The 23481-nt window shown below is 35.5% G+C and carries 23 protein-coding genes; 18 read left to right on the forward strand and 5 right to left on the reverse strand.

Annotated elements, in window-relative coordinates; all coding sequences use genetic code 11:
- The first annotated feature begins 48 nt into the window (after positions 1 to 48).
- The 9 genes from dnaX to H8718_RS11025 all read left to right on the forward strand — a co-directional run bounded on the left by dnaX (position 49) and on the right by H8718_RS11025 (position 9633).
- Positions 49 to 1656 carry a DNA polymerase III subunit gamma/tau gene (dnaX, locus tag H8718_RS10985; protein ID WP_249332932.1) on the forward strand — a complete coding sequence of 536 codons (1608 nt, stop codon included), beginning with the start codon at positions 49 to 51 and terminating at the stop codon, positions 1654 to 1656.
- Between the two features lie 13 nt (positions 1657 to 1669).
- Positions 1670 to 2005 (forward strand): YbaB/EbfC family nucleoid-associated protein, encoded by a 336-nt coding sequence (locus H8718_RS10990; protein ID WP_177672011.1) that lies wholly within the window; start codon positions 1670 to 1672, stop codon positions 2003 to 2005.
- Between the two features lie 23 nt (positions 2006 to 2028).
- Positions 2029 to 2607 (forward strand): recombination mediator RecR, encoded by a 579-nt coding sequence (gene recR / locus H8718_RS10995; protein ID WP_249332982.1) that lies wholly within the window; start codon positions 2029 to 2031, stop codon positions 2605 to 2607.
- Between the two features lie 168 nt (positions 2608 to 2775).
- The gene (locus H8718_RS11000) at positions 2776 to 4569 is read left to right on the forward strand and encodes a MutS-related protein (RefSeq protein ID WP_249332933.1); all 1794 of its coding nucleotides are present in this window, start codon (positions 2776 to 2778) and stop codon (positions 4567 to 4569) included.
- Between the two features lie 161 nt (positions 4570 to 4730).
- A complete protein-coding gene (locus H8718_RS11005) occupies positions 4731 to 5402 on the forward strand; it encodes a hypothetical protein (RefSeq protein ID WP_249332934.1) in 672 nt (223 codons plus the stop codon).
- A 3-nt stretch (positions 5403 to 5405) separates the two neighbouring features.
- A complete protein-coding gene (locus H8718_RS11010) occupies positions 5406 to 6581 on the forward strand; it encodes a DUF4097 domain-containing protein (RefSeq protein WP_249332935.1) in 1176 nt (391 codons plus the stop codon).
- 16 nt (positions 6582 to 6597) lie between these two features.
- A complete protein-coding gene (locus H8718_RS11015; RefSeq protein WP_249332936.1) occupies positions 6598 to 8427 on the forward strand; it encodes a sensor histidine kinase in 1830 nt (609 codons plus the stop codon).
- Between the two features lie 13 nt (positions 8428 to 8440).
- Positions 8441 to 9139 (forward strand): response regulator transcription factor, encoded by a 699-nt coding sequence (locus H8718_RS11020; RefSeq protein WP_249332937.1) that lies wholly within the window; start codon positions 8441 to 8443, stop codon positions 9137 to 9139.
- Positions 9140 to 9150: 11 nt separating this feature from the next.
- Positions 9151 to 9633 carry a gamma carbonic anhydrase family protein gene (locus H8718_RS11025; RefSeq protein WP_249332938.1) on the forward strand — a complete coding sequence of 161 codons (483 nt, stop codon included), beginning with the start codon at positions 9151 to 9153 and terminating at the stop codon, positions 9631 to 9633.
- Between the two features lie 66 nt (positions 9634 to 9699).
- Here the strand turns inward: H8718_RS11025 and mprF are convergent, their stop codons facing one another.
- From mprF to ahpC, 3 genes are all read right to left on the reverse strand, one after another.
- Positions 9700 to 12072 (reverse strand): bifunctional lysylphosphatidylglycerol flippase/synthetase MprF, encoded by a 2373-nt coding sequence (gene mprF / locus H8718_RS11030; RefSeq protein WP_249332939.1) that lies wholly within the window; start codon positions 12070 to 12072, stop codon positions 9700 to 9702.
- Between the two features lie 121 nt (positions 12073 to 12193).
- Entirely contained in the window at positions 12194 to 13873 is a 1680-nt protein-coding gene (locus H8718_RS11035) for an FAD-dependent oxidoreductase (RefSeq protein WP_249332940.1), read from the reverse strand.
- A 106-nt stretch (positions 13874 to 13979) separates the two neighbouring features.
- Entirely contained in the window at positions 13980 to 14543 is a 564-nt protein-coding gene (gene ahpC / locus H8718_RS11040; protein WP_249332941.1) for an alkyl hydroperoxide reductase subunit C, read from the reverse strand.
- A gap of 530 nt (positions 14544 to 15073) precedes the next feature.
- Between ahpC and H8718_RS11045 the strand changes: the two genes are divergently transcribed.
- The 3 genes from H8718_RS11045 (at position 15074) to H8718_RS11055 (ending at position 16836) form a co-directional block, all read left to right on the forward strand.
- On the forward strand, positions 15074 to 16369 hold the full coding sequence (locus H8718_RS11045) for a Na+/H+ antiporter NhaC family protein (protein WP_249332942.1): 1296 nt from the start codon (positions 15074 to 15076) through the stop codon (positions 16367 to 16369).
- A 62-nt stretch (positions 16370 to 16431) separates the two neighbouring features.
- Positions 16432 to 16683, forward strand: a complete 252-nt coding sequence (locus H8718_RS11050; RefSeq protein WP_249332943.1) for a hypothetical protein — start codon at positions 16432 to 16434, stop codon at positions 16681 to 16683.
- Positions 16684 to 16692: 9 nt separating this feature from the next.
- Positions 16693 to 16836, forward strand: coding sequence for a DUF3892 domain-containing protein (locus tag H8718_RS11055; RefSeq protein WP_330597660.1), 144 nt, complete (start codon positions 16693 to 16695; stop codon positions 16834 to 16836).
- A 58-nt stretch (positions 16837 to 16894) separates the two neighbouring features.
- Here H8718_RS11055 and H8718_RS11060 read toward each other — a convergent pair whose 3' ends face one another.
- Positions 16895 to 18184, reverse strand: a complete 1290-nt coding sequence (locus tag H8718_RS11060) for an HlyC/CorC family transporter (RefSeq protein WP_177672023.1) — start codon at positions 18182 to 18184, stop codon at positions 16895 to 16897.
- Between the two features lie 269 nt (positions 18185 to 18453).
- Here H8718_RS11060 and H8718_RS11065 point away from each other — a divergent pair, with 269 nt between their 5' ends.
- Together H8718_RS11065 and H8718_RS11070 are read left to right on the forward strand one after the other, a co-directional pair.
- A complete protein-coding gene (locus H8718_RS11065; protein ID WP_177672024.1) occupies positions 18454 to 18699 on the forward strand; it encodes a DUF2508 family protein in 246 nt (81 codons plus the stop codon).
- A gap of 65 nt (positions 18700 to 18764) precedes the next feature.
- A complete protein-coding gene (locus H8718_RS11070) occupies positions 18765 to 19019 on the forward strand; it encodes a pro-sigmaK processing inhibitor BofA family protein (protein ID WP_249332945.1) in 255 nt (84 codons plus the stop codon).
- Positions 19020 to 19057: 38 nt separating this feature from the next.
- On the opposite strand, the gene H8718_RS11075 is transcribed toward H8718_RS11070, so the two are convergent.
- Positions 19058 to 19666: a hypothetical protein gene (locus H8718_RS11075; RefSeq protein WP_249332946.1), complete on the reverse strand. Its 609-nt coding sequence runs from the start codon at positions 19664 to 19666 to the stop codon at positions 19058 to 19060.
- Positions 19667 to 19991: 325 nt separating this feature from the next.
- Here H8718_RS11075 and H8718_RS11080 point away from each other — a divergent pair, with 325 nt between their 5' ends.
- From H8718_RS11080 to H8718_RS11095, 4 genes are read left to right on the forward strand one after another with little or no spacing between them, the layout of a single operon-like run.
- Positions 19992 to 20567: a 2-oxoacid:acceptor oxidoreductase family protein gene (locus tag H8718_RS11080; RefSeq protein WP_177672027.1), complete on the forward strand. Its 576-nt coding sequence runs from the start codon at positions 19992 to 19994 to the stop codon at positions 20565 to 20567.
- Positions 20567 to 20869 (forward strand): 4Fe-4S binding protein, encoded by a 303-nt coding sequence (locus H8718_RS11085; protein WP_177672028.1) that lies wholly within the window; start codon positions 20567 to 20569, stop codon positions 20867 to 20869. Before H8718_RS11080 ends, H8718_RS11085 begins: the two co-directional genes overlap by 1 nt.
- Before the next feature lie 15 nt (positions 20870 to 20884).
- Entirely contained in the window at positions 20885 to 22075 is a 1191-nt protein-coding gene (porA, locus tag H8718_RS11090; RefSeq protein ID WP_177672029.1) for a pyruvate ferredoxin oxidoreductase, read from the forward strand.
- Between the two features lie 13 nt (positions 22076 to 22088).
- A complete protein-coding gene (locus H8718_RS11095; protein ID WP_177672030.1) occupies positions 22089 to 23018 on the forward strand; it encodes a thiamine pyrophosphate-dependent enzyme in 930 nt (309 codons plus the stop codon).
- Positions 23019 to 23481 lie beyond the last annotated feature (463 nt).

The following is a 23481-nucleotide window of genomic DNA, read 5'->3' on the forward strand; positions in this document are numbered from 1 at the left end:
GGTATAATATAAGGAGAAATCATACCAAGAATGAGAAAGGAATGAGCCATGAGTTATTTAGCGCTATATCGAAAATATAGGCCAAGAACCTTTGATGAAGTTGTAGGCCAAGAGCATATTGTCAGAACGCTTCAAAACCAAATTAAAACAGAGCGCATTTCTCATGCTTACCTTTTTACAGGAAGTAGAGGAACAGGGAAAACAACTATTGCCAAGATTTTTGCACGTGCTGTTAACTGTACGAATCCGGCAAATGGTTCGGCTTGTATGGAGTGTGAAGCTTGTAAGCAAATTGAAGATGGGGGAAGCATTAACATTATTGAGCTGGATGCAGCATCTCACAACGGGGTCGATAATATTCGTGAGATTAATGAAGAAGTTAAATATAGCCCAGCAGTAGGTAAGTATAAAGTGTATATCATTGATGAGGTGCATATGCTTTCTACAGGTGCCTTTAATGCTCTTTTAAAAACATTAGAAGAGCCACCTGCTCATGTCATTTTTATTTTAGCAACTACTGACCCGCAGAAAATTCCTGTTACTATTCTTTCAAGATGCCAGCGTTTTGACTTTAAGCGTATACCTGCTAGTCAGATTAGTCATACACTCCATGGGTATATGAATGAAGAACATATTGATATAGAAGATGAAGCTTTAGATTATATTGCACGTCTAGCAGATGGTGGGATGAGAGATGCTTTAAGTATTTTAGAGCAGTGTATTTCTTTCTACTTCGATGAGCATATTACAGTAGATAAAGTACTTTATTTAGTAGGTGCAGTCGATACACACTATTTATTTGATATGATTGATGCACTTATAGCGTATAATAGTACGAAAGCACTTGAAGTATGTGATCAGGTTAATATACAGGGCCGCAGTATCAGGCAATTTGCAGTAGATCTACTTGTACATGTACGTAATTTGTTAGTCGTAAAGACTACACAGGGTCAGGCGAGTGTGTTAGACTATAGCAAGGAATATATCGCCAAGTTAGAAGAACAAGCAAGTCGCACTGAGGTGGGTACTTTAATGCACTATATTAAAGTGTTTTCTGAACTAGACAGTGAGATTAAAGTAGCTTCTAACCAACGTATTCTACTAGAAGTTACAGTGCTTAAACTGAGTGAAGCTGTAACAGATGCAGCGAGTAGTGGGATTGAAGATAAACTTCTAGCACTTCAAGCTAAGCTTGAAAAGTTAGAAGCCAGAGAACCTATGCAGGTAGTAAGAGAAGTAAGTGCTAAAGAGCCTGAGAAGGAAATTGTACCAACTAGACTTCCAGAAGCTGTTCCAGAAGATATTAAAGAGCTGGTAGGGAAATGGGATACTATTAAAAATCAGTTAGGTACAGCAGCAAGGCTTGTGTTTAAGTCTACTTCAGCAGGTCTTATTGAAGGGGATATATTTTACATTGTACATGGTGTTAATATGGAACCAAGCATTAACTCTCACATAGAAGAGGCAAGGGCTCTTATTAATAAAACCATGCAAAAAGAGGTTAAGGTTGTGCCAATTGCCATCAACAACTATGAGATGAAAACAAAAGAAGTTCATGGCACGAAGATGCAGCAAAATGATGTAACTGATTCAATCAGTGGTACACTTAGGGATATTTATTCAAAAATAAATTATAAAATAGAAACCATTAATTAGGAGGATTAGAACAATGGCTAGACCAGGATTCGGCGGCATGCCTAACATGCAACAACTTATGAAACAAGCACAAAAAATGCAAAAACAAATGGAAGAAGCACAAGCTAAAATTGGTGAAGCAGAAGTAACTGCAACAGTAGGTGGCGGTATGGTTGAAGTTGTCGCTACAGGTAATAAAGAAATTAAATCTATTACAATCAAACCAGACGTTGTAGACCCAGATGATATTGAAACATTAGAAGATTTAGTACTTGCAGCAGTAAATGAAGCAATCCGTCAAGCTGACGAACTTAGTCAAAAAGAAATGGGCAAATTAACAGGTGGTATGCCAACAGGAGGCCTATTCTAGTGAATGGCTACTATGGCAATAAAATGATCTCTCTTATTGAAGAGTTATCAAGATTACCTGGAATCGGTTCAAAATCTGCGCAAAGACTTGCTTTCCATATCATTAGCTTACCAAAAGATAAAGTAAAACATTTAGCAGATACCATTATGGATGCTAGAGAACATATTAGTTATTGTGAAAGATGTTGTACCATTACAGATGATAAGCTTTGCCCAATTTGCAAAGATGATACACGTAACCAAGAGCAAATCATGGTAGTAGAAGATTCAAGAGATATGGCTGCATATGAACGCACTAAAGAATTCAAAGGGCTTTACCACATACTTCATGGAGCTATTTCACCAATGATGGGAGTAGGTCCAAGTGATATTAAGATTAAAGAATTACTTGAACGTATTCAAAAAGAAAATATCAAAGAAGTTATTGTAGCTACTAACCCTAATATTGAAGGGGAAGCAACTGCTATGTATATTAGTAAGCTCCTTAAGCCTCTTGGCATTAAAACAACACGTATTGCACATGGTGTACCAGTAGGTGGGGACCTAGAATATGTGGATGAAATTACATTATCAAGAGCACTTCAAGGTAGACGTGAAATGTAAAAATACTTAATAGGATATTTCTAGAAATAGGAATATCCTTTTTTATATTCTAGAAAAGTTCTACTTACCTAGAATACTGTAATGATTTTAATAAGTTTAGCAAAAAAATCCCATGTCTGTGATGATTAGGTTATAATAAGAGTAAATCTAATAGAATGGAGCAAGAAGATGGAGGAAAAGTTTAAAGAACGCATAGACCAATATAAGGTCTTATGGGAATATGAAAATAAGATTTATAGTCGTATTGCTAACTTAAGGCTGATCGTGTTACTTGCCAGTTTATACATGACTTATCTACTTGTAAAGATGCAGGGCCATCTTATGGTTTTTGCTGTTGCTATAGTTTTTTATGGTAGTTTTATTTATTTAGTATATAGACATCAGAAAATCAAAGAGAAGCTGGATTACTATGAAAGTATGAAGCTGATTAATGAGAAGTATGTAAAACGTATGAATGAAGAGTGGCATAGTTTCCCTGATACAGGGGAGGAGTTATTAGATGAAGTTCATCCTTATGCCCTTGACCTAGATATTTTAGGGGAAAGATCTTTATTCCAAAAAATTAATACAACCCATACTTGGTATGGGAGAAAGAAATTAGCGAGTGTGCTTCTAGCACCAGATTTTACAGAGGAAGCAATAGTAGAACGTCAGAAAGCTATAAAAGAACTTATGCAGGATTTAGACTTCTGTCAAAAGGTAGAAGGTGCGACAGCTAAACGTAAAAAGGCCATGAACAATCCTGAAAAGCTCTTAAATTATGCAAAAGCGGAGGGAGACTTCCTTAAGGGCAAAGGATGGAGAAGAGTAGCTACCATTTTACCTTGGGTGATTATTGCTTTATGGGCAGTAGGCTATGTAGCTCATATTCATCTACTTATTACTGGAACGCTCATACTGATGTTTATAAGCTATGGCTTTCAGTTTTTCCATGCACCACGTATTGGTGAAGTAAAAGGGATGCTGGGGACTATTATTTATGAGCTTAATGAGTATGTATATATATTAGAAGTACTGAAAGAAAAAGAATTTATAAGTCCTTATTTAAAGGAGCTATCTAATGTGCTCTTTAAGGATCAGGTTAATGCATTAGATGCACTTAAAAAGTTAGAGAAAATCAGTAGTAAAGCGAATGTAACCACTCAACCTATAGTAGCCATTCCACTTGATGCTATTTTATTATGGGATCTAAAAATAGTTTTTGCTTTAGAAGATTGGAGAAAGACTTATGGTCAGCAAGTAGAGCATTACTTAGAGACTATTGGAGAGATAGAGAGCCTAATTAGCCTTAGTGTGCTAGGGCATGTAGAAGAAAAAGTAAGTTTTCCATTAGTAGCAGCAGAAGGTAGGTTTATAACAGGAAAACAGGTGGGGCATCCTCTTATTAAGCAAACTGTACGTGTATGTAATGATGTCAATATGGATCAAGAAATTTTTGTTATTACAGGGTCTAACATGTCAGGAAAGACCACTTTCCTTCGTACAATCGGGATTAATCTTGTACTGGCTTATGCAGGTGCACCAGTTTTAGCGGACCAACTTGCTTGCAGTATGATGAAGATTTATACCTCCATGCGTATTAGAGATGACTTGACACATGGGATTTCGACTTTCTATGCAGAACTTACACGTATTAAGCAGATTATAGAAGCTGCTAAAGAATATACGCAAATGCTATTCTTGATAGATGAAATCTTTAGAGGTACTAATTCTAATGACCGTATTCTTGGAGCGACAAGTGTAGTGAAAGCACTTGACTCATTAGGAACCATTGGAGCCATTACTACTCATGATATGGAGCTTTGTCAGTTAAATGATACTATAGATGTAACCAATTATCACTTTAGTGAAACTTATCAAGAAGACACAATTCAATTTGACTATAGTATTAAGGCTGGGCCATCTACTACAACAAATGCTAAATATTTGATGAAGATGGTAGGTATAGAACTTATACAGTAAGAAAGACTCTAGGGGGCTAAGGTAGCCCCTTTTTCATTTATTTTATCTGAATAAAAGCATAGAAAGTTCTTAAGAAATCTTAAGTAATAGGGGGCATGGACTTTAAGAAGTTACCTTTAATATAAAACTATAAGATTAAATGAATGAAGGAGAGAGGGAAGATGAAAGAGATAGTAGATGTAGATTTCCTACCAGTACTGGATGATGAAGATTTTCAAAGAGAAAAAAATAGTACGCATTCTTTAACGGAAGAGAAAGTCTATAATGAAGTCATAAAAGAAAATGAGACTTATGAATATAGCAGTGAGGAAACGGTAGAAAACATACAAGAAGAGAAGAAGGAAGATCCTGTAAAGGTTGCTTATGAGCAAACCTATGAACAAAGTAATACGTATAAGTCTTATGATATGGGAGATAAACAAAAGAAGACAGAAACAGGTGAGCGTGATACCTCCTATGCTTCTTTTGATACAGCACAGAAGCAAGCATTTAGGAAGAAAAAGAAAAAAATTAGCGCTTCTATAGCTAATGGTATACTTTTAGCACTTGCTATTCTTATAGGGATACCAATTGCTGCTTTTGTAGGTTTCTTTGCAGTGCTGGGTATTGGCATGGCAGTAGGCATGGGCGTACTTGGTTTAGGACTTGCTGGTTTTACAGTGGTAGCAGGCATGGGGCAGATAGGTATGTTATGCTTCTTTGGTAGTCTACTTGCTATTGGAGGAGGCGGAGCTGGTCTTTGTCTAATACTTATGATTTTTATTTGGATTAAACGTTTATGTGTAGGAGGCTATAGACGCCTTAAGGAAAGAAAAGAAAGAGGGGTGGCATAAACGATGAAGGTATTGAAATTTTTATTAGCAGGGTGTTTAGTACTTGCAGGAATAGGTGTTGTTGGAACAGGTGTTACATTTGGTGAAGTGTATAAGAATAATCAGACTGTATATGAAGCAAGTGAAAGTGCTGATTTAAATCAAGCTGCACTTGAAAATGTCTATATTGAGTCAGATGTACCTGTACGTATTATGCCAACCGAAGGTAAAGCACGTGTAGAGTTTGAAGCAAGTGGTCATGGACTTATGATACCAGAGCCAAAGTATAAACTTGATGTGACAAGTGAGGGGAAATCTTCTTACATTAATTTAAAAGAAGTTCAAGGGCCAGAAGTTTATCTTTTTACAAACAACATCAGGCAGGAGCTTACTGTCTATTTACCTGAAAAAGATATGAACACACTGAAAGTTGTTACAAATACTTTAAACTATCATAAATCTTTCTCATATGCTTCTAAAGCGAATATTAATGATTTAGTTCTAAATGTAGGTGCTATTGACCTTGATTTAGAAGGGAACTACAATCAAGTAGACATTCGTTCAAGAAATTCAGGAAATGGTAGTATTAAAATCCATTCCAATACACCGGCAGTCATGTATATAGAAGGTGAATGTAATACTAACCTTACAGGACAAATTCAGCAAGTTCATGTTAATAATATCTACAATTCAGATGGTAAGACCATTAATATTAATAGTGACTTAGAAGCTAAAATTAAGGTTGATAATCGATATAGTGATGTATTAATTGAAGGCAAAGTAAAAGATATTACAATGAATACACAAGGTGGCAATTTATTTGTAGATAGTAATACATCCTATAATATTTTAATAAATGCTTCTGATTATGTAGATACAAACTTGAAAGGTATGATTGAAACAGCTACTATAGAAAGTGAGTATGGAAATGTAAGACTTTACCCAACAGGTACACCAAAGCGTATAGAAGTATTAGGTAATGATGTTAATGTGCATGCAGTACTTCCGGCAGATATTTCTGGATTTGAGATTAAAAGAAAGACAGAAGGTTATGCTGAGGAAGATATGAATAATTTCTATACAGACTTTGAAGTAAAAAGTGAAACAATGGGTGAACAGCTAAAGCGCATTTACTTTGGTGATGAAGCTATGAAAATGTATATCAGTTCTGTGTATGGAGAGGTGTACGTTACACGATAAGAAAGAGGTATAGGGTATGAGAAGAAAAAAAGATAAAGTCCCTAAAAACCCTAAGAAAAATACTATGAAAAAACTAGGAGCGCAGCTTAAAGAAAAGGGCTGCGCCCTTTATGCTACCTGCGGTAAGAAGATTGGCAAGAGTTTAAGACTTCAAATCTTATGGATGGTACTTATAGGGTTTATAGTAGCAAGTTTAGGCGGATTAATTATTTTAGGTTTGGCGCATGAAGTAGGAATAGGGTATTATCAGTATCAAGATTATGAAAGTGCTAATGCCTACTTACAAAGGCGGCTAACAATTGCAGTAAGAGAAATTAATGGTCTAGAATCTGTCACAACTCATGTAAGGTTAGATATAGACGAGCTTTATGACCTTTTAAGGCGTATGGGTAATGAGGAGGCATTTATAGATGAACTGAGGGACTACCTTTCCGAAAGTGTTTCCTTAGAATACACAGGAACACGCCATATAGAAGCTATTGAAGCAGTTAAACCTAATTTTTATGATATTTCGGATGAGCGCATTAATGCGCTTTATAAAGAGCTTATTCAGCTTAAGGTAGAAGATAAGTGGAATGAAGAGGAAGTAAATAGTACGATTAACAAATTCTTAATAGAGATAGGTTTTACAGATAAAGAATTGAAACAGAAGGCTATTGTACGTATCCTAGAGGGGCTTGATGGAATTGATTATGCAAGTGATACACAGAATCTTCTAATTGATAGTAAAGGAACCATCATTTATGGAGATAGCTTTATTAAGAGTATTGATATTTTAGAGGCGATCAGAAAAGCCTCGACTTCTTCAGATGCTAGTAAGGAAGAACAACAGACAAGTCTTTATCCTATTATTTTAAATGGAGAGATTTACTATCTCATTAATAATACAACCCTAACAGGTGTCACCCATTCAATGTATACAGAGTCATCAGATATTCTTGGCTTTTTAGGTGGGGTCATCATCTTTGTAACAGTTCTGTTATATGGGACTAAGAAGAAAATGAAGTATATTGAATATCTAGCATTTTGTTTAGGTGAAATCTCAAAGGGTGACTTAGACTTTGTAGTTGAAAAGAGGGGGAATGACGAGCTTGGACAAGTAGCAGAGGCCATGACACAGATGGAAGAAAAGCTAAAGCAGCAAATGCAAGAACGTGCTCAAGCAGAGAAGACTAAGAATGAGCTAATTACTAATGTGGCACATGATTTAAGAACACCTTTAACGTCTGTTATTGGATACATTGGGCTTGTAAAGGAGAATAAGTATGAAAATGAGGAAGAGGGTGCTAAGTACTTAGAAATCGCTTATAATAAATCTGAAAGATTAAAAGTACTTATTGAAGACTTATTTGAGTACACCAAGCTTAGTAATCGTAATGTACAGCTTAAGAAAGAACATATGTCCATTGCAACACTTATGAATCAGCTGATTGAAGAGCTTATGCCACTTGCAGAAGATAAAAATATTACTATTACATTCCATGTAGCAGCTAAAGAAACGGGTGTAACTGTAGATGTGATGAAGATGACAAGAGTATTTGAGAACCTTATTGAGAATGCCATTAAGTATTCACAAGAAGGTGAGGTTATTCAAGTAGTCATTCAAGAGACAAGGGAGTTTGTGTATGTAACAGTGCGTAATAGATGCACTGAAATTGCTAAAGACGATATTCATAAGCTGTTTGATAGATTTTATAGAAGCGATAGCTCTAGAAATAGTACGACAGGTGGTAGCGGCTTAGGTCTTGCCATTGCTAAAAATATTGTAGAGATTCATGAAGGTAAGATTTGGGCGCAACTTGATGAGGATAGAATTAGTTTTAATGTGAAGCTTAAAAAAGCGTAAGTGAGGTGAAGGTATGGAACAAGCAAAAATATTAGTAGTAGATGATGAAAAAGAAATTCGTGATTTAGTAGGGATCTATTTGCGTAATGAAGGCTATGAAGTAATCTTAGCAGGTACAGGACTTGAAGCACTTAAAGTAATAGGTGAACAGGAAGTTGACCTTATTGTACTGGATGTCATGATGCCAGAAGTTAATGGTATAGATGCTTGTATGGAGATACGCAAAAATTCTAATGTACCTATTATTATGTTATCAGCTAAGACAGAGGATATTGATAAGATTATGGGCTTATCTGTAGGGGCAGATGACTATTTAGCTAAGCCTTTTAATCCACTTGAACTTATTGCAAGAGTGAAAGCTCAGCTTAGAAGGTTTACTAAGCTTAATGCTTTTTCTAAAGGAAAAGAAAATATATTAGAAGAAGATGAGCTTACTATGGATCTAGAGGCTGGAAAAGTCTATAAAAGCGGGATAGAGATTCCACTTACACCTACAGAGTATGGTATCCTCAAGTTACTTTGGGTTAATAAAGGCATTACCTTTAAAACAGAAACTATTTATGAGCGTGTATGGGGACAGCCTTATTTTGAGAATAATAATACTGTTATGGTACACATTAGAAAGTTACGTGAGAAAATAGAAGAGAATCCTAGAGACCCTCTGTATGTGTTTACGGTATGGGGTGTAGGATACAAATTTGGTATAGACTAAGGAGTGTTTATATGATACATGAAACAGTCTTTATAGCAGAAGGTGCCCGCATAGTAGGTGATATTACTATAGGAGAAGACTGTAGTATTTGGTATAATGCAGTCATCCGTGCAGAAGGCCTTCCAGTATATCTAGGTCCAGAAAGTAATATTCAAGATGGTAGTGTGATACATGTAGGCTATGAACATGCTGTAACTATTGGAAAAGGTGTAACGGTAGGGCATAGGGCTATTATTCATGGTGCGACAATTGGAGACTATACTTTAGTAGGAATGGGCAGTATTATTTTAGATGGGGCTAAGATAGGCAAGCACTGCATCATTGGAGCAGGTGCTCTAGTAACAGGTGGGACAGTTATTGAAGATGGTATGCTTGTCCTGGGATCTCCAGCTAAAGCAATTAAGCCACTCACAGAAGAACAAATAAAGAGTTTATATGATTCAGCAAACCATTACGTAGAGTTGGGCAAAACTTATAAACAAAATAATAATTAGGAAAAAATTAAAAGATAGGCTCCTGCATAATTTAAGCATTATGCAGGAGCCTATTTTCATGTCCCCCTATCCTATGGAGTTTTTATCTGAGCCACTTATCATCTTAGTAAGCTGGATAAGAGCATTTGGTAAATGTGTACCTTTAGGATAGGCCAGATAGACACTTCGCCATTCAGGATAAAACTTCTCTTTATACTTACGTAAGCCTTTAAAGCTATAGATTTTGTTGCCGTAATTGTAAATGTACTTAGCTACTTTTTCTTTAGTAGTAGAGAATTGATTTACCCCTACATTAGAAAGTGGGGCTTTTCCTAAGATAAAGTAATCATAACCTTCTTCGATAGCCCATTCAATAAGGCCGATAAAGAGCGCATCCATAGCTCCATTTGGTGGGTTTGGTATAATACGCATTAGGTCAATGGAGACAGTATGTTTACTGTAATGAGGCATAATGGTTGCAAAACCTACTACTTCATTTTCTACCTTAATAATACCTATAGGTGCTCGTTCTATATAGGATTCATCAAATGAACCTAGAGAAAAACATTTTTCAGTGCGCCCTTCAAGCCATAAGTCTGAAATTTTTTTAAGCCTTTCAACAAGTTCCTGGTCAAAAGGAGGTGTTAGAAGTTTAAAGGTTAACTCACCCCGATTCATTTTGTTCTTTATAGTACGAAGTGGAGCGCCTTTTTTACCAGCTAAAGTAAAGGTATTTAGGTCAATAGCTGCTTCTTCGCCAAGTTTAAGGAACTTAAAGCCATTTTCATGGTATATAGGTAACATAGATTCATTAATTTCATAGAAAATAGGTACCATATCATATTGGTCTGCGAAAAGTCTAAAGGCGTTAATAGCTTCTTTAAAATTTTTGGTTTCTCCAATAGGGTCACCTAATACCATAAGCTTATCTTTATAAGGTCTATAAGCAATAAGTACTGTATTGTTAACTGCATAGAAGAAACATTTGTCTTTTAAGAATAGAAGGTGTGTCATGGCGTTACCTTCGTATTTCTTTAGAAATAAAGATAGATTTACAAGGTCTTCATCTGTAGCGTATTTAAAGTCCGAACGCTGTACAGAGAAAGCATTTAGAAGTATACTACCTAAAGCTACAAAGAAGATAAATATAATAATATCTAGACTTTGCAGCGTTAAATCTGCTTTAACTAAAAGATGGAAGGTAGCTTGTGTAAAGTAGTTATATAGACTAATATATAGGCTACTCATAAAGCCAAGTATTATAAAGTAGTATAGACAGCGCTTACGCTCTATAGGAGAGCCAATACGATAAAAGGTTTCTTTAGCAGGTGCTAAAATCACCATAATCATAATGAGTATAAAAGCTATCTCTATATTTAGCCCTTTAAGAAGTGCCAGTATACTACCCAATGTCAACATGAGTAAGGTAATAGAATAAGCTTTTTGCACTTTATCCCATATCCCTTTGGAGAGGATAATTAGAAGTAAACCAATCCCCATAGTACTTAACTTAGAAAATTTAATAAAGCTTAAGGAAAATACATGATTAAGCAGCTGGGTACGTTCTAATGCCTCGGGCAAGGAGGCAGATAAAATAAGTAAAAGGCCGGCAAATAAAGTAAGCGCAGCAAAGGATTTAACGCTCATCCAGTTTACAAGGTGTCTTTGACTCTCTGAAAGTTTACTTTTTTTATGTTTAGATGGACCTAAGGCTAAAATCAGCATAGTCAGTAGCCATGGAATAATAGAGTAAAATACTCTAAAAGTAATAAGTACTAAAAGCATCTGGCTAAACTCATAGCCTAATGAAGTAAAGCAGATAAGAGCCAGTACTTCAAAAATGCCAAAGCCATAGGGTATAAGGCTCACATTAGCAATAAACATAGAAAAGGCAAATACAAGTAGTACGTCTAGCCTATTAAATGAAATATCATATAGAGTAAAAACATACATAAATAAGAAACTTGTCAAAAGCCATTTAATTGTAGTACTTAAGATAAGCTTTAGCCTAGTTAAAAAGCTAATTTTAAAGGTCACAGGTAGTTGACCACCATCATCAAATAAAATCATATCTTTTAAAGCGTCAATAAACATAGCTTTTTTAGGGTCTACGCCTTCACTTTTATAAAGCTGGTAGCGTAAGCTACCTTTTCGTTTCTCAGCATCTTCAGCAAAGTTTAAAGCCATATCAGAAATCCAAGAAATTTTAAAGATGTCACTAGGAGTTATTTTAAGTTTAAAGGCTTTACATAGGATAAAATCGTATAGGGTAGAAAGAGATACTACCATAAGTCCGCTAATAAGAAGAATAAGCATATGCTTAAAACTTTGATCTCTGAGGGTCTCTATAAGCATAGCTAAATCTAGTGTGGCAATAGGTCTATGTAGAACCAGAAGTCCTAGCATCAATATAGAAAACCAAATGATATATTTAGTAAGGTTAAATTTATTTTTTAACACTTTTATTCCTCCAAAAGATAGAATCAGTCTAGTCTAATCTTTCTCATTATACCTAAGCTCTATCTTTATGCATAGGATTTTTACAAATAAAAAAGAGCTGCTAATAGCAGCTCTTTTTTATTTAAGGGAGGAGGGTTAGGATTTCTTCTAGTTTTTTTGCCCCAAAGTATACATTTTCATCATTCACGATTAGAGCGGGTACACTCATAATTTTAAAATCATTTTTTAGTTCTTTGAAGAGACTAATATCGAGCATTTCAGTTTCTACATTTGGATTTAAGAGGGCAATTCTTTGAGCCAGGGCGACCACATCGGGACAAAGGTGGCAGGAGAGGGATACAGCTACTTTAATATTTACAGGATTTGTAAGTGCTTTAATTTGAGTTACGATATTTGAATCAATAGGTTGTCCAGGGCCAGCTAAGTTGTACAGTGCAAGAATAAACGAGTTAAGCTCATGACCACCAGGGACACCATGGAATTTTACACCAGTATAATTGCCTTGTTCATCAAGGAATGCAACAACTGGGAATTTGTCTGCATGGATTTTTTCTTCTAAGTTTTTGTTTTCATGACGTCTTGTAATAAGTGTAGAGATATGCTCACTTAAATCTGCAATATCTAAGATGAGCTCTCTAAGTTCAACAGATTTACCATTGTTCGGATCGACAACAGAGGCAAGGGTAACAGGTCTTTCAAGTTTAGCAAGAATTTGTTTAAGTTGTACTCTAAGTTCAGGTGTTAAGAGTTTGCTTTTACCTTCCTCGGGAGCTGGGTTAGAAGGTGTTTCAGTTTGTGTATTAGCATTAGGGATAGAAGGCTTAGTAGAAGCTAGAGGGGGGGCTACTTCAATACCTAGCTTATCTTTTAATGCAGCAATATATTTTTCTGCATCAGTAGCAGCAATGGCACCATCAGCCACAGCTGTAACTACTTGGCGAAGTGCCTTAGGGCGAAGGTCGCCAGCTGCATAGATACCAGGGATATTAGTTTGCATATTTTCATCTGTAGGAATATAGCCAGCTGCATCCATTTCAACATGACCTTTAAAGAGTGAAGTTGCAGGGGCATAACCTACGAAAATAAAGATACCAAAAGTACCATCTTTCTCATTTGCTTTATAGGTAAAGGTCTCACCCGTTACATTATTAATAAAGTGAGCCTCTTGAAGGTTGTTATGACCTTTTGCCTCAAGAATTTCCGTATTAAAGTGTACTTTGATTTTAGGATGAGCAAGTACTTTATCTGCAATAGTCTTAGCACACGTAAATTCTGGCTCACGTGCAATGACAGTAACATTTTTAGCAAAGCGTGTTAGGAAGATGGCTTCTTCTGCAGCGGCGAAGCCTGCTCCAATGACGAATACATCTAGGCCTTCAAAGAGTTCTCCATCACAAGTAGAGCAGTAAGCGACACCACGTCCAGTAAATTCTGCTTCACCAGGGAAGCCAAGTTTACGTGGTGAAGCCCCTGTTGCAATGATGATTGCATAGGCTTGATAAGTGCCATTAGAAGTTTCAAGTATTTTCACATTATCTTTAAAGTCTACACTAAGTACTTCTGCTGTAGCAAATTGTACACCAAAGTCTAGTGCCTGATGTTTCATTTCTTCTATAAGGGCAGGGCCACTTGTATGACGGATAGCAGGGTAGTTAACAATTTCCGAAGTTGTTTTAATCTGACCGCCCATACTATCTTTTTCTATGATAAGGGTGTTAAGTTTTGCACGCCCTGCGTAGATACTTGCAGAAAGACCAGCACTACCGCCACCAATAATAATTAAGTCATAAATTTTATTCATTTTTTATACCTCCTTTTCAATGTATTTTTAATTAAAAAAGGCTATCGTAAAAGCCTGAGGTCTACCGTATCTAAGGTAGAGGTTTTACGATAACCTTAGGAGATTCTTAAAGTTTTCCTACTAAGTCAAGGCTTGGGCTCAAAGTTTCAGCTCCTGGAGTCCATTTTGCAGGGCAAACTTGGTCACCGTGTTCAGCAACGAATTGAGCAGCTTGAACTTTTCTTAATAACTCTTCAGTATTTCTACCAATACCTAAGTCATGTACTTCATAAGCTTTGATTTCACCTTCTGGGTTAACAATGAAAGTGCCTCTTAGAGCAAGACCTTCTTCTTCAATCATAACTTCGAATAATCTAGCAAGTGTACCTGTTGGGTCAGCTAGCATTGGATAATTAATTTTTGCGATTGTTTCTGAAGCATCAGCCCATGCTTTGTGTACAAAATGTGTATCTGTTGATACTGAGTAGATTTCACAACCAATTTCTTTGAATGATTCATAGTGATCAGCTAAATCACCAAGTTCTGTAGGGCATACAAATGTAAAGTCTGCTGGGTAGAAGAAGAATACTGACCATTGACCTTTTGTATCTGCTGCTGTTATTTCTTTAAAACTTCCGTTATGGTAAGCTTGAACTTTAAAATCTTCAATTTTTTTTCCGATTAATGACATAAAATTGTCCTCCTATGAATTTAAATTTTTTTATTTATAAGTTATATTAGTTTTTATTTGAGTCGTTCTTATGTATTGATAATAATTCTTATTAAATAAAAAGTCAATAGTATTTAGTAAAAAATAATTATTATTAGTTACAGATAATTTAGAATCAATATAGGTAAATATAGATAAATATAGATATATTCAAGATTTCAAGTATAAAATAAAGTATCCATATTGTTTTAAATTCATAGGAGGGATAGAGGTATATGAATTTAATGATATGAGCACCCATAGGTGCAGTTTTAGCTTTAATATTTGTCTTTTACAAGGGGAGTAAAATCTTGAAAATGGATGAAGGTAACAAGGAAGTTAAAGGCATTGGGAAAAAATTAGGGTTGGAGCTAATAGCTATGGTTTCTATTGTATTTGGTATGTTTATTTTGACTTGGCCTATTTTCTAGGAAAATTATATATTGAAAATAGACTCGCTTCTATAGTAAGGTATTAGAAGCGAGTCTATTTTACATTAAAGGAGATAAGAGATGACAAAAGAACCAAAAAAGGGTAACCCGCTGGCACTTTTGCCAATAGGCGTATTTTTAGTTTTATTTTTAGGTACAGGGATAGCGACAAAGGATTTCTATAGAATGCCAGTACTCGTAGCTTTTCTTATTGCAGCAGCAGTAGCTTTCTTGCCGAATCGTAAAGAGAGTATGGCTACTAAACTTGAGATTTTCTGTAATGGTGCAGGAGAGAATAATATTATTCTAATGTGTATCATTTTCCTTTTAGCAGGAGCATTTAGTAACGTAGCTAAATCTATGGGAGCAGTAGAATCAACTGTTAACTTAAGTTTATCTATCTTGCCTACTAATCTACTTGTAGCAGGATTATTTATTATAGCGTGTTTTATCTCTGTTTCAATGGGAACTTCAGTAGGGACTATTACAGCACTTACACCAATTGGAATTGGTATTGCACAAAAAACAGGTATGCCTGTAGCACTTATTATTGGTGCAATTATTGGTGGAGGGATGTTTGGTGACAACCTTTCTATGATTTCTGATACAACTATTGCAGCTGTTAGAACACAGGGGTGTGAGCTTAAAGATAAGTTTAAAACAAACTTCCTGATTGTACTGCCAGCAGCTATTTTAACAATTATTATTTTAACGGTTATTGCAAGTGGTTACCAAACTACATTAGAAGGTGACTATGCTTATAGTATTGTAAAGGTACTTCCATATTTAGCAGTACTGATTGGTGCGTTAGCAGGTGTCAATGTATTTGCATTATTAGGTGGAGGAGCACTTTTTGCAGGTATTATTGGTATGATGAATGGCTCCTTTGACTTCTTTGGCTTTATGCAAGCTGCAGGAGAAGGTATGATGGGAATGGAAGATTTAGCAATGCTTTCAATCGTTATTGGAGGAACACTTGCCCTTATTAAACATAATGGTGGGATTGACTTCTTACTTAACAGTATCAAAAGTAGAATTAAGACTAAAAAAGGTGCAGAGTTTGGAATTGCCGCCCTTGTCAGTGTAGTAGATTTATGTACTGCTAATAATACCATTGCCATTGTTATGGCAGGACCTCTTGCAAAGGATATTGCAGAAGAATTTAATATTGCCCCAAAACGTACAGCAAGTTTATTAGATATTTTCTCATCTTGTTGGCAAGGTATGATTCCATATGGTGCACAGATTTTATCCGCAGCAGGACTTGCAGCTGTATCACCAATGGAACTGTTACCATTTATTTTCTACCCAATGCTTATGGGACTATGTGGACTTTTAGCCATTGCTTTTGAGTTTCCAAAGTTTAAGGAAAACTAGGGTTTTATAAAATGAGTATAATTTTTGTATTGTTATAAAATACTAACACTGAGGTGATAAGCATGGATTACAATACACAAAATAATAACTCACAAAATAGGGAACATGATACACAGATTATTAATGGGCAAGTTGTAGCAGGACATCCACATACAGCAGAAGCTGAAAGTGAATCATTTACTAATTTTATTGCTGAAAATACAAATCGTGTTGTATCAGAAGGTGGACCTGGTGCAAAGAGTATTACTAAACTACTTAAACAAGGTAGAGAAGTAGTAGGTTATGAGCTTTCTGATGGTTCTCGTGTATCATAGGAAGCTGCTATTCAAATGGCTATGAATAATGAACTTCAACATGTAGGTGTATCTACATCTAAGGCGGGTACACCTTACATTCGTTCTTTAGCCGATGGAGATGAATCTAATAACTTAAGTAATCTTCCATCTGAAGTAGTAGATAACATTTAAGTATATATAAAAAATCATCCCCCTAAGATAATATCTTAGGGGGATGATTTTTTAGGCTCTAATCTTCTTTTAGAACATCCTCTGAATCTTTTTTGATATCATCGGATAAAAGTATTCTTAGTTTATTAATACGATTATTCATCGTTTCTTCTACTTTAAAGGTAATATCATCATAGACCACCACTTCACCTTCATCAGGGAAACGGTCTAAAAGGCCGATAATAAAGCCACCAATGGAATCAAACTCATTAGATGAAATATCAAGGTTTAATTCATCATTAAAATCACTGATTCTAAATGACCCATCTACTAGGTATTCTTGATCAGCTATTTTTACAAAACTATCTTCAGTCATGTCGTACTCATCATCAATGTCTCCCACGATTTCCTCAATAAGGTCCTCCAAGGTAACAATACCAGATGTACCACCATATTCATCCACTACAATAGCCATACCAATCTTTTTAGAACGCATTTCTTTAAAGAGCTCATCAATACGCTTAAATTCATGGACAAAGTACACATCTCTTAAAAAGTCTGAGATAACAAAATCCTTAGGGTCAAACTGTTTTAAAAGAAGGTCTTTCATATAGATAACACCTATGATATTATCATGTGACTCTTGATAAACAGGCATACGTGAAAATTGTTCTTGCTTATAGAGTTCGATAATCTCATCATATGTAGCATTTACATCAACTGCTATCATATCTGTTCTGGGAATCATAACGTCCTTTGTATAAGAATCACCAAAACCGAATACGTTGTAAATCATTTCTTTTTCTTCCTCTTCGAGGACACCTTCTTCATGACTGACAGTTACAATTGTTTTAAGTTCGTCTGTAGTGATGAATGGTTTACTTGTATCGATTTTGCCACCAAATAATCTAATCATTAGATTAGAGATGAACATAAGCACTTTAACTACAGGGGTGAAGATTAATACAACAAGAGAAATAGGTCGTGCTACGAAACACGCAACTTCTTGTGATTTCTGTGTAGATAAAGATTTTGGGGTAATCTCACCAAAGATAAGAACTAAAAGAGTCATAACACCTGTAGCAATACCAGCACCAGCACTTCCCAAAATGCCCGTTGCAACAACAGTTGCAAGTGAAGAAGCACCGATATTTACAATGTTATTTCCCACTAGGATTGCCCCTAGTAGTTTATTAGGGTCTTCTACAAGTTTGCTTACAATTTTAGCATTCTTAATATTTTGATCGACCATGTGACGAGCATCGATTTTACTAATAGACATAAGGGCAGTCTCAGATGCTGAGAAGAACGCTGAGCCCATCAGTAAAATGACAAGAACTACAAGTTGTACCAACAGTACCGAATCCAATTTAAAATCACTCTCCTAAATGAATAAAAAATAATGTATAATTCTGCTAACAACTTAAGTATATAAGATTAAGATGAATTATTTATAAAAAATTAGCAAAATTAATTAGACACATTATAAAATAAATCAATTTATTTTGCAACTAAGCCGCCCTTTAGCAGTTTGCTAATAATATATACAAAAATAGGGGTTCTTATGCTTGTTTAAATCAATTGTATGTATAGTTTTTTTAGGGATAGGGCATAATCCTCAAAAAAGGAGGACATGCCATGAATAAAAGAGATCAAAGAGTATATAATGAGCAAAGAGAAGAAGAAAAGCGTGTATTAGCAGATGAAATTAACGCACTACATGAAGAGATGGCAGCTACGCTTCAGAATTTTTCTAATACAGTAGAGCCGGAACTGTTAGAATACTATACGTACTATTATAAGGCTAGTCAGCTTAAACATAGCTATTTGATGAGACAACTCAAGAAAATCTATTATGATGAAACTAATAGTCATGTTATATAAAAGATGTCCATATCTATAGAATAAGAAGTTCTTAAAAAACTTAATTCTATAGAGGGGAGATACGAATGCTAGTTGTACATCCTATCATATTAAAATGTCTTATGGTATGCCTTATTCTGCTCATAGCCGTTATTTTTGACCAGTATTTCTTACGCTGGCTTAAAAATGCTCTTATAGGAGCGGTATGTATTTATATATGTGACTTATTCTTGCCTATTACATGGCAGGTGGGAATAAGTCTATTTACAGTTCTTTTTACAGCATTATTAGGTATACCGGGTATTGTGATTTTATATTTGTTTTCAATTTGTATAAAATGAAAATCTCCTTGAAGTTAAAGTACTTCAAGGGGATTTTTTTAACGTTTAGACATAGCATGTCTATCTAAGAAGAATGCAAGGCAATCACGTATAATGCCATCAATTTGTTTTTGATTACGTTTGATATAAGTTACCCAATCATTATTAAGAATGATAGTATTGTCTTCGATTGTATAGAGTGCAATAGGGTCAGCCGCAGCAAGGTCTGCAATAATAGGTTTTCTTTTACTATGGGACTTACCTTTTAATTTCTGTTCATACATAGGTTCAAGGAAGAGGTAAGGTGTATCTTCGTAAAGTTCTTCATATAGATCTAAGATATCTTTATCGTTAATAGTTTCTACAAGTTTTCTTAAATCAGATTCTGAGATGTCTTCAGACACATGGTAAAGAGATTCTATTTCTTCAATTGTACGGTGTAATTTATCTAATCTACCGAAGGTAATTTGCTTGCGTGCCACAAGGTCCCATGCACCGAGTACCATTTCAACAGTAAGATCATGCATGGAGATTTTCTTTTCACCTTTTATAGCTTTATTAACAATTCCTTTAAACCAAAAGATTTTATAGCTATTATCAATATATTTGTAGCTTAGTAAAAGTTCTAAAGTGGATAAATCTAAAGAGGATTTTTTGAGTTTCGCCATAGTTGTACTCCTTTAAGTGAAAACATATTTAAAATTCTAGTACATATAGTATATCCCATTTCATTAGAGTTGCAATAAAATAACTCGATAAAAAATTAACTAGTCTAAAATAAGCTAAATAGAAGAATCATGGAAGAAAACAGATAAAATGACGAAATAGCCTAAAAAAATAAAGTGAATAGCACCATAAAATTATCCTAAAATTAAATTATATTGTATACAATGCGCATTATATTTGATATTAGTACTTGTAAATGTTAAAATTAATCTGTATATTTTAAAATTTAATAAAAATTTAAAGAGTAATGCGAGGAGGGAATAAGGCATGAACAACGTGGTTGAAATTCGTTGGCATGGTCGCGGCGGTCAAGGAGCTAAAACTGCTTCTTTATTATTAGCTGAAGCTGCATTTGATACAGGAAAGTATATTCAAGGGTTCCCTGAATACGGCCCAGAGCGTATGGGTGCACCTATTACAGCCTATAACCGTATTAGTGATGAAAGAGTGACAGTTCATTCAAATATCTATGATCCAGACTATGTTATTGTAGTGGATGAAACTTTAATTGATGTAGTGGATGTAACAGCAGGACTTAAAAAAGAAGGTGCTATTTTAATTAATACAGAAAAAACACCAGAAGAGTTAAGACCAAGACTTAAAGGTTATGAAGGCCGCGTATGCACTATTGATGCACGTAAAATCTCTATGGAGACATTAGGCAAATACTTCCCTAACACGCCAATGCTTGGCGCTATTATTAAAATTGCTAAGATTATGGATGAGAATACTTTCATTACATCTATGGAAAAATCATTTAAACATAAATTTGCAAGTAAGCCACAGGTTATTGAACCTAATATGGCTGCAGTAAAAAGAGCATTAGAGGAGGTTAGAGGGTAATGACAGATAAAGATAAATGTATTGTTGAACCATTTACACCTTGGCAAGAAACTACTAAAGGTGGTGTTGTTACATCATCAGGAAATGCTCATTACTATGAGACAGGTGGATGGAGAGCAGATAAACCAGAGTGGGATACAGAAAAATGCAGACAATGCTTAATGTGTTTCCCTGTTTGTCCTGATAGCTCTATTTTAACAGAAGATAAAAAAATGATAGGTATTGATTACGACCACTGTAAAGGTTGCGGTGTATGTGCAAATGTATGTCCATTCCATGCAATCAACATGGTTAAAGCGTAAGGGGGAGAACAAGTTATGGCAATTCGTGATAAATTATCTGGTAACGAAGCCGTTGCCGTTGCAATGCGTCAAATTAATCCAGGAGTTGTAGCTGCATTTCCAATTACACCTTCAACAGAAGTACCTCAATACTTCTCAAGTTTTGTAAACAATGGACAAGTGGATACAGAGTTTGTACCTGTTGAGTCAGAGCACTCAGCAATGTCAGCTTGTATCGGTGCAAGTGCAGCAGGAGTGCGTGCTATGACTGCTACATCTGCAAATGGATTAGCACTTATGTGGGAGATGCTCTATATTGCAGCGTCATGTAGACTTCCTATTGTAATGGCTACAGTAAACCGTGCCCTTTCAGGTCCTATTAACATACATAATGATCATGCAGACTCTATGGGTGCTAGAGATTCTGGATGGATTCAAATTTACGGAGAAAATAACCAAGAAGCTTATGATAATGAAATTATGGCAGTTAAGATTAGTGAACATAAAGATGTACTGCTGCCCGTTATGAACTGCTATGATGGTTTCATTACCTCACATGCTATTGAAAATATCGAATTACTTGAAGATGATGTAGTGAAAAATTTTGTAGGTGCTTATAAACCAGAGCACTATTTGCTTAATCCAAATCAACCTATTGCAGTAGGACCACTTGATCTTCCAAACTATTACTTTGAACATAAACGTAATCAAGTAGAAGGTATGAGAAAAGCTAAAGACGTCATTCTTGAGGTTTCTAAAGAATTTGAGAAGCTTACAGGACGTTCTTATGGCTTATTTGAAGAATACAAAATGGATGAAGCTGAAAGAGTAGTAGTTGTAATCGGTTCTACAGCAGGCACAGCTAAAGCTGTAGTAGATGAACTTCGTGCTAAAGGCGAAAAAGTAGGTCTTATCAAAGTAAGGGTATTCCGTCCGTTCCCAGCAGAAGAAGTGGCTAAGGCGCTTGCAAACTGCAAGGCTGTTGCTATTATGGATAAATGTGATGGCTTCAACGGCAAAGGGGCGCCACTTTTTAATGAAGTATGTAGTGCACTTTATTTCGATGAAACAAAACCACTTGCTGTAAACTATATTTACGGTTTAGGTGGACGTGACGTACGTGTCGATGATATCGAAAAAGTATTTAGTGATCTTACAGAAATTGTGGCTAGCGGCAAAGTAGACGACCCATATCGTTACTTAGGCGTAGTAGATGCAAATTGTTAAGGAGGGGAAACTGATGGCATACAATTTAAAAGAGACAAGTCTTAAACCAGAAAGACTTACTGGAGGACATCGTATGTGTGCTGGTTGCGGTGCACCAGTCGTAGCACGCAGTGTACTTCGCGCACTTAAACCAGAGGATAAAGCAGTTATTACATCTGCTACAGGATGTTTAGAGGTTTCTACATTTATTTATCCTTATACAGCATGGAAAGATTCATTCATTCACTCAGCATTTGAAAACTCAGCAGTAACTTGTGCGGGAGTAGAAGCTGCTTATGTGAACATGAAAAAAACAGGTCAATTAGATGATACATATAAATTTATCGCTTTTGGTGGTGATGGTGGTACTTATGATATTGGTATCCAATCTCTTTCTGGTGCTATGGAAAGAGGTCATGACATGGTTTATGTATGTTATGACAATGGTGCTTATATGAACACAGGTATTCAACGTTCATCTGCAACACCAAAATATGCAGATACAACCACATCTCCAGCAGGTAAAGTTGTACCTGGTAAACAACAATATAGAAAAGATCTTACAGCTGTTATGGTAGCACATAATCTTCCATATATTGCTCAAACAGCTCCAATTGGTAACTTTAAAGATATCTATGAAAAAGCTGAGAAAGCAATCTATACAGAAGGACCAGCATTCCTTAATGTACTTGCACCATGTCCACGTGGATGGCGTTATGATACACCAAAACTTATTGAAATGGCACAATTAGCAGTAGATACATGCTTCTGGCCACTTTATGAAGTTGAAAATGGTGTATATAAATTAACTTATAAACCAAAAAATAAACGTCCTATTTCAGATTGGCTTGAAGCACAAGGTCGCTTCCGCCATATGGCAAAGGATGCAGAAAAAGTAGAGGAACTCCAACAAGAAGTTGATAGAAGATGGGATTTGCTTCTTGCAATGTGTGGAGAAAAATAAATAGAGAGAGGCTGCCTTGTGGCAGCCTCTTTTTAAGGAAATCTCCAGAGTGAAACTGCTTATCCTGATGAACTTTTGAGATGCTTGAATAGGGGAAAGGGTTTGCATAGGGGGGAGCAGTAGGGTGTGGGATAATGTGGGGAAGATGTGTATAAACTAAAATAAAATTATCAACAAAATGTGTATAAGTAGAGCAAAATCTGTGGATAGGGTAAAAAATGATAATTAGAGATACTAAATGTAGTAAATTGAAAGAAAATATTGACATATTTAGAAGAGCAATGCTATAATAGGTGTGGATAGGGTTGTGGATTAATTGTTCACATCTCTGTGTATAATTCGAACACACTTAAATCAATCCTGACTTTTGGCCACTCTTTTAGTGGCCCTTTTTTTGCCTTTAAACATGTATAAATCTTGTCCTAAATGTATAAACTTAAAAGAAAACATTTTTGGGATTCCT

Source organism: Zhenhengia yiwuensis, assembly GCF_014384995.1.
GTDB classification, from domain to species: Bacteria; Bacillota; Clostridia; order Lachnospirales; family Cellulosilyticaceae; genus Zhenhengia; species Zhenhengia yiwuensis.

Excerpts from the sequence above, each read along its gene's own strand:
- H8718_RS11000 (WP_249332933.1), top strand. The coding sequence starts at position 2,776 with ATGGAGGAAAAGTTTAAAGAACGCATAGACCAATATAAGGTCTTATGG.
- H8718_RS11075 (WP_249332946.1), bottom strand. The coding sequence starts at position 19,666 with ATGGCGAAACTCAAAAAATCCTCTTTAGATTTATCCACTTTAGAACTT.
- porA (WP_177672029.1), top strand. The coding sequence starts at position 20,885 with ATGGCAATTCGTGATAAATTATCTGGTAACGAAGCCGTTGCCGTTGCA.
- H8718_RS11095 (WP_177672030.1), top strand. The coding sequence starts at position 22,089 with ATGGCATACAATTTAAAAGAGACAAGTCTTAAACCAGAAAGACTTACT.
- H8718_RS11035 (WP_249332940.1), bottom strand. The coding sequence starts at position 13,873 with ATGAATAAAATTTATGACTTAATTATTATTGGTGGCGGTAGTGCTGGT.
- H8718_RS11010 (WP_249332935.1), top strand. The coding sequence starts at position 5,406 with ATGAAGGTATTGAAATTTTTATTAGCAGGGTGTTTAGTACTTGCAGGA.
- H8718_RS11065 (WP_177672024.1), top strand. The coding sequence starts at position 18,454 with ATGAATAAAAGAGATCAAAGAGTATATAATGAGCAAAGAGAAGAAGAA.
- H8718_RS11045 (WP_249332942.1), top strand. The coding sequence starts at position 15,074 with ATGACAAAAGAACCAAAAAAGGGTAACCCGCTGGCACTTTTGCCAATA.
- recR (WP_249332982.1), top strand. The coding sequence starts at position 2,029 with ATGATCTCTCTTATTGAAGAGTTATCAAGATTACCTGGAATCGGTTCA.
- dnaX (WP_249332932.1), top strand. The coding sequence starts at position 49 with ATGAGTTATTTAGCGCTATATCGAAAATATAGGCCAAGAACCTTTGAT.
- H8718_RS11025 (WP_249332938.1), top strand. The coding sequence starts at position 9,151 with ATGATACATGAAACAGTCTTTATAGCAGAAGGTGCCCGCATAGTAGGT.
- H8718_RS10990 (WP_177672011.1), top strand. The coding sequence starts at position 1,670 with ATGGCTAGACCAGGATTCGGCGGCATGCCTAACATGCAACAACTTATG.
- H8718_RS11080 (WP_177672027.1), top strand. The coding sequence starts at position 19,992 with ATGAACAACGTGGTTGAAATTCGTTGGCATGGTCGCGGCGGTCAAGGA.
- H8718_RS11020 (WP_249332937.1), top strand. The coding sequence starts at position 8,441 with ATGGAACAAGCAAAAATATTAGTAGTAGATGATGAAAAAGAAATTCGT.
- H8718_RS11070 (WP_249332945.1), top strand. The coding sequence starts at position 18,765 with ATGCTAGTTGTACATCCTATCATATTAAAATGTCTTATGGTATGCCTT.
- H8718_RS11050 (WP_249332943.1), top strand. The coding sequence starts at position 16,432 with ATGGATTACAATACACAAAATAATAACTCACAAAATAGGGAACATGAT.
- H8718_RS11085 (WP_177672028.1), top strand. The coding sequence starts at position 20,567 with ATGACAGATAAAGATAAATGTATTGTTGAACCATTTACACCTTGGCAA.
- H8718_RS11005 (WP_249332934.1), top strand. The coding sequence starts at position 4,731 with ATGAAAGAGATAGTAGATGTAGATTTCCTACCAGTACTGGATGATGAA.
- ahpC (WP_249332941.1), bottom strand. The coding sequence starts at position 14,543 with ATGTCATTAATCGGAAAAAAAATTGAAGATTTTAAAGTTCAAGCTTAC.
- H8718_RS11015 (WP_249332936.1), top strand. The coding sequence starts at position 6,598 with ATGAGAAGAAAAAAAGATAAAGTCCCTAAAAACCCTAAGAAAAATACT.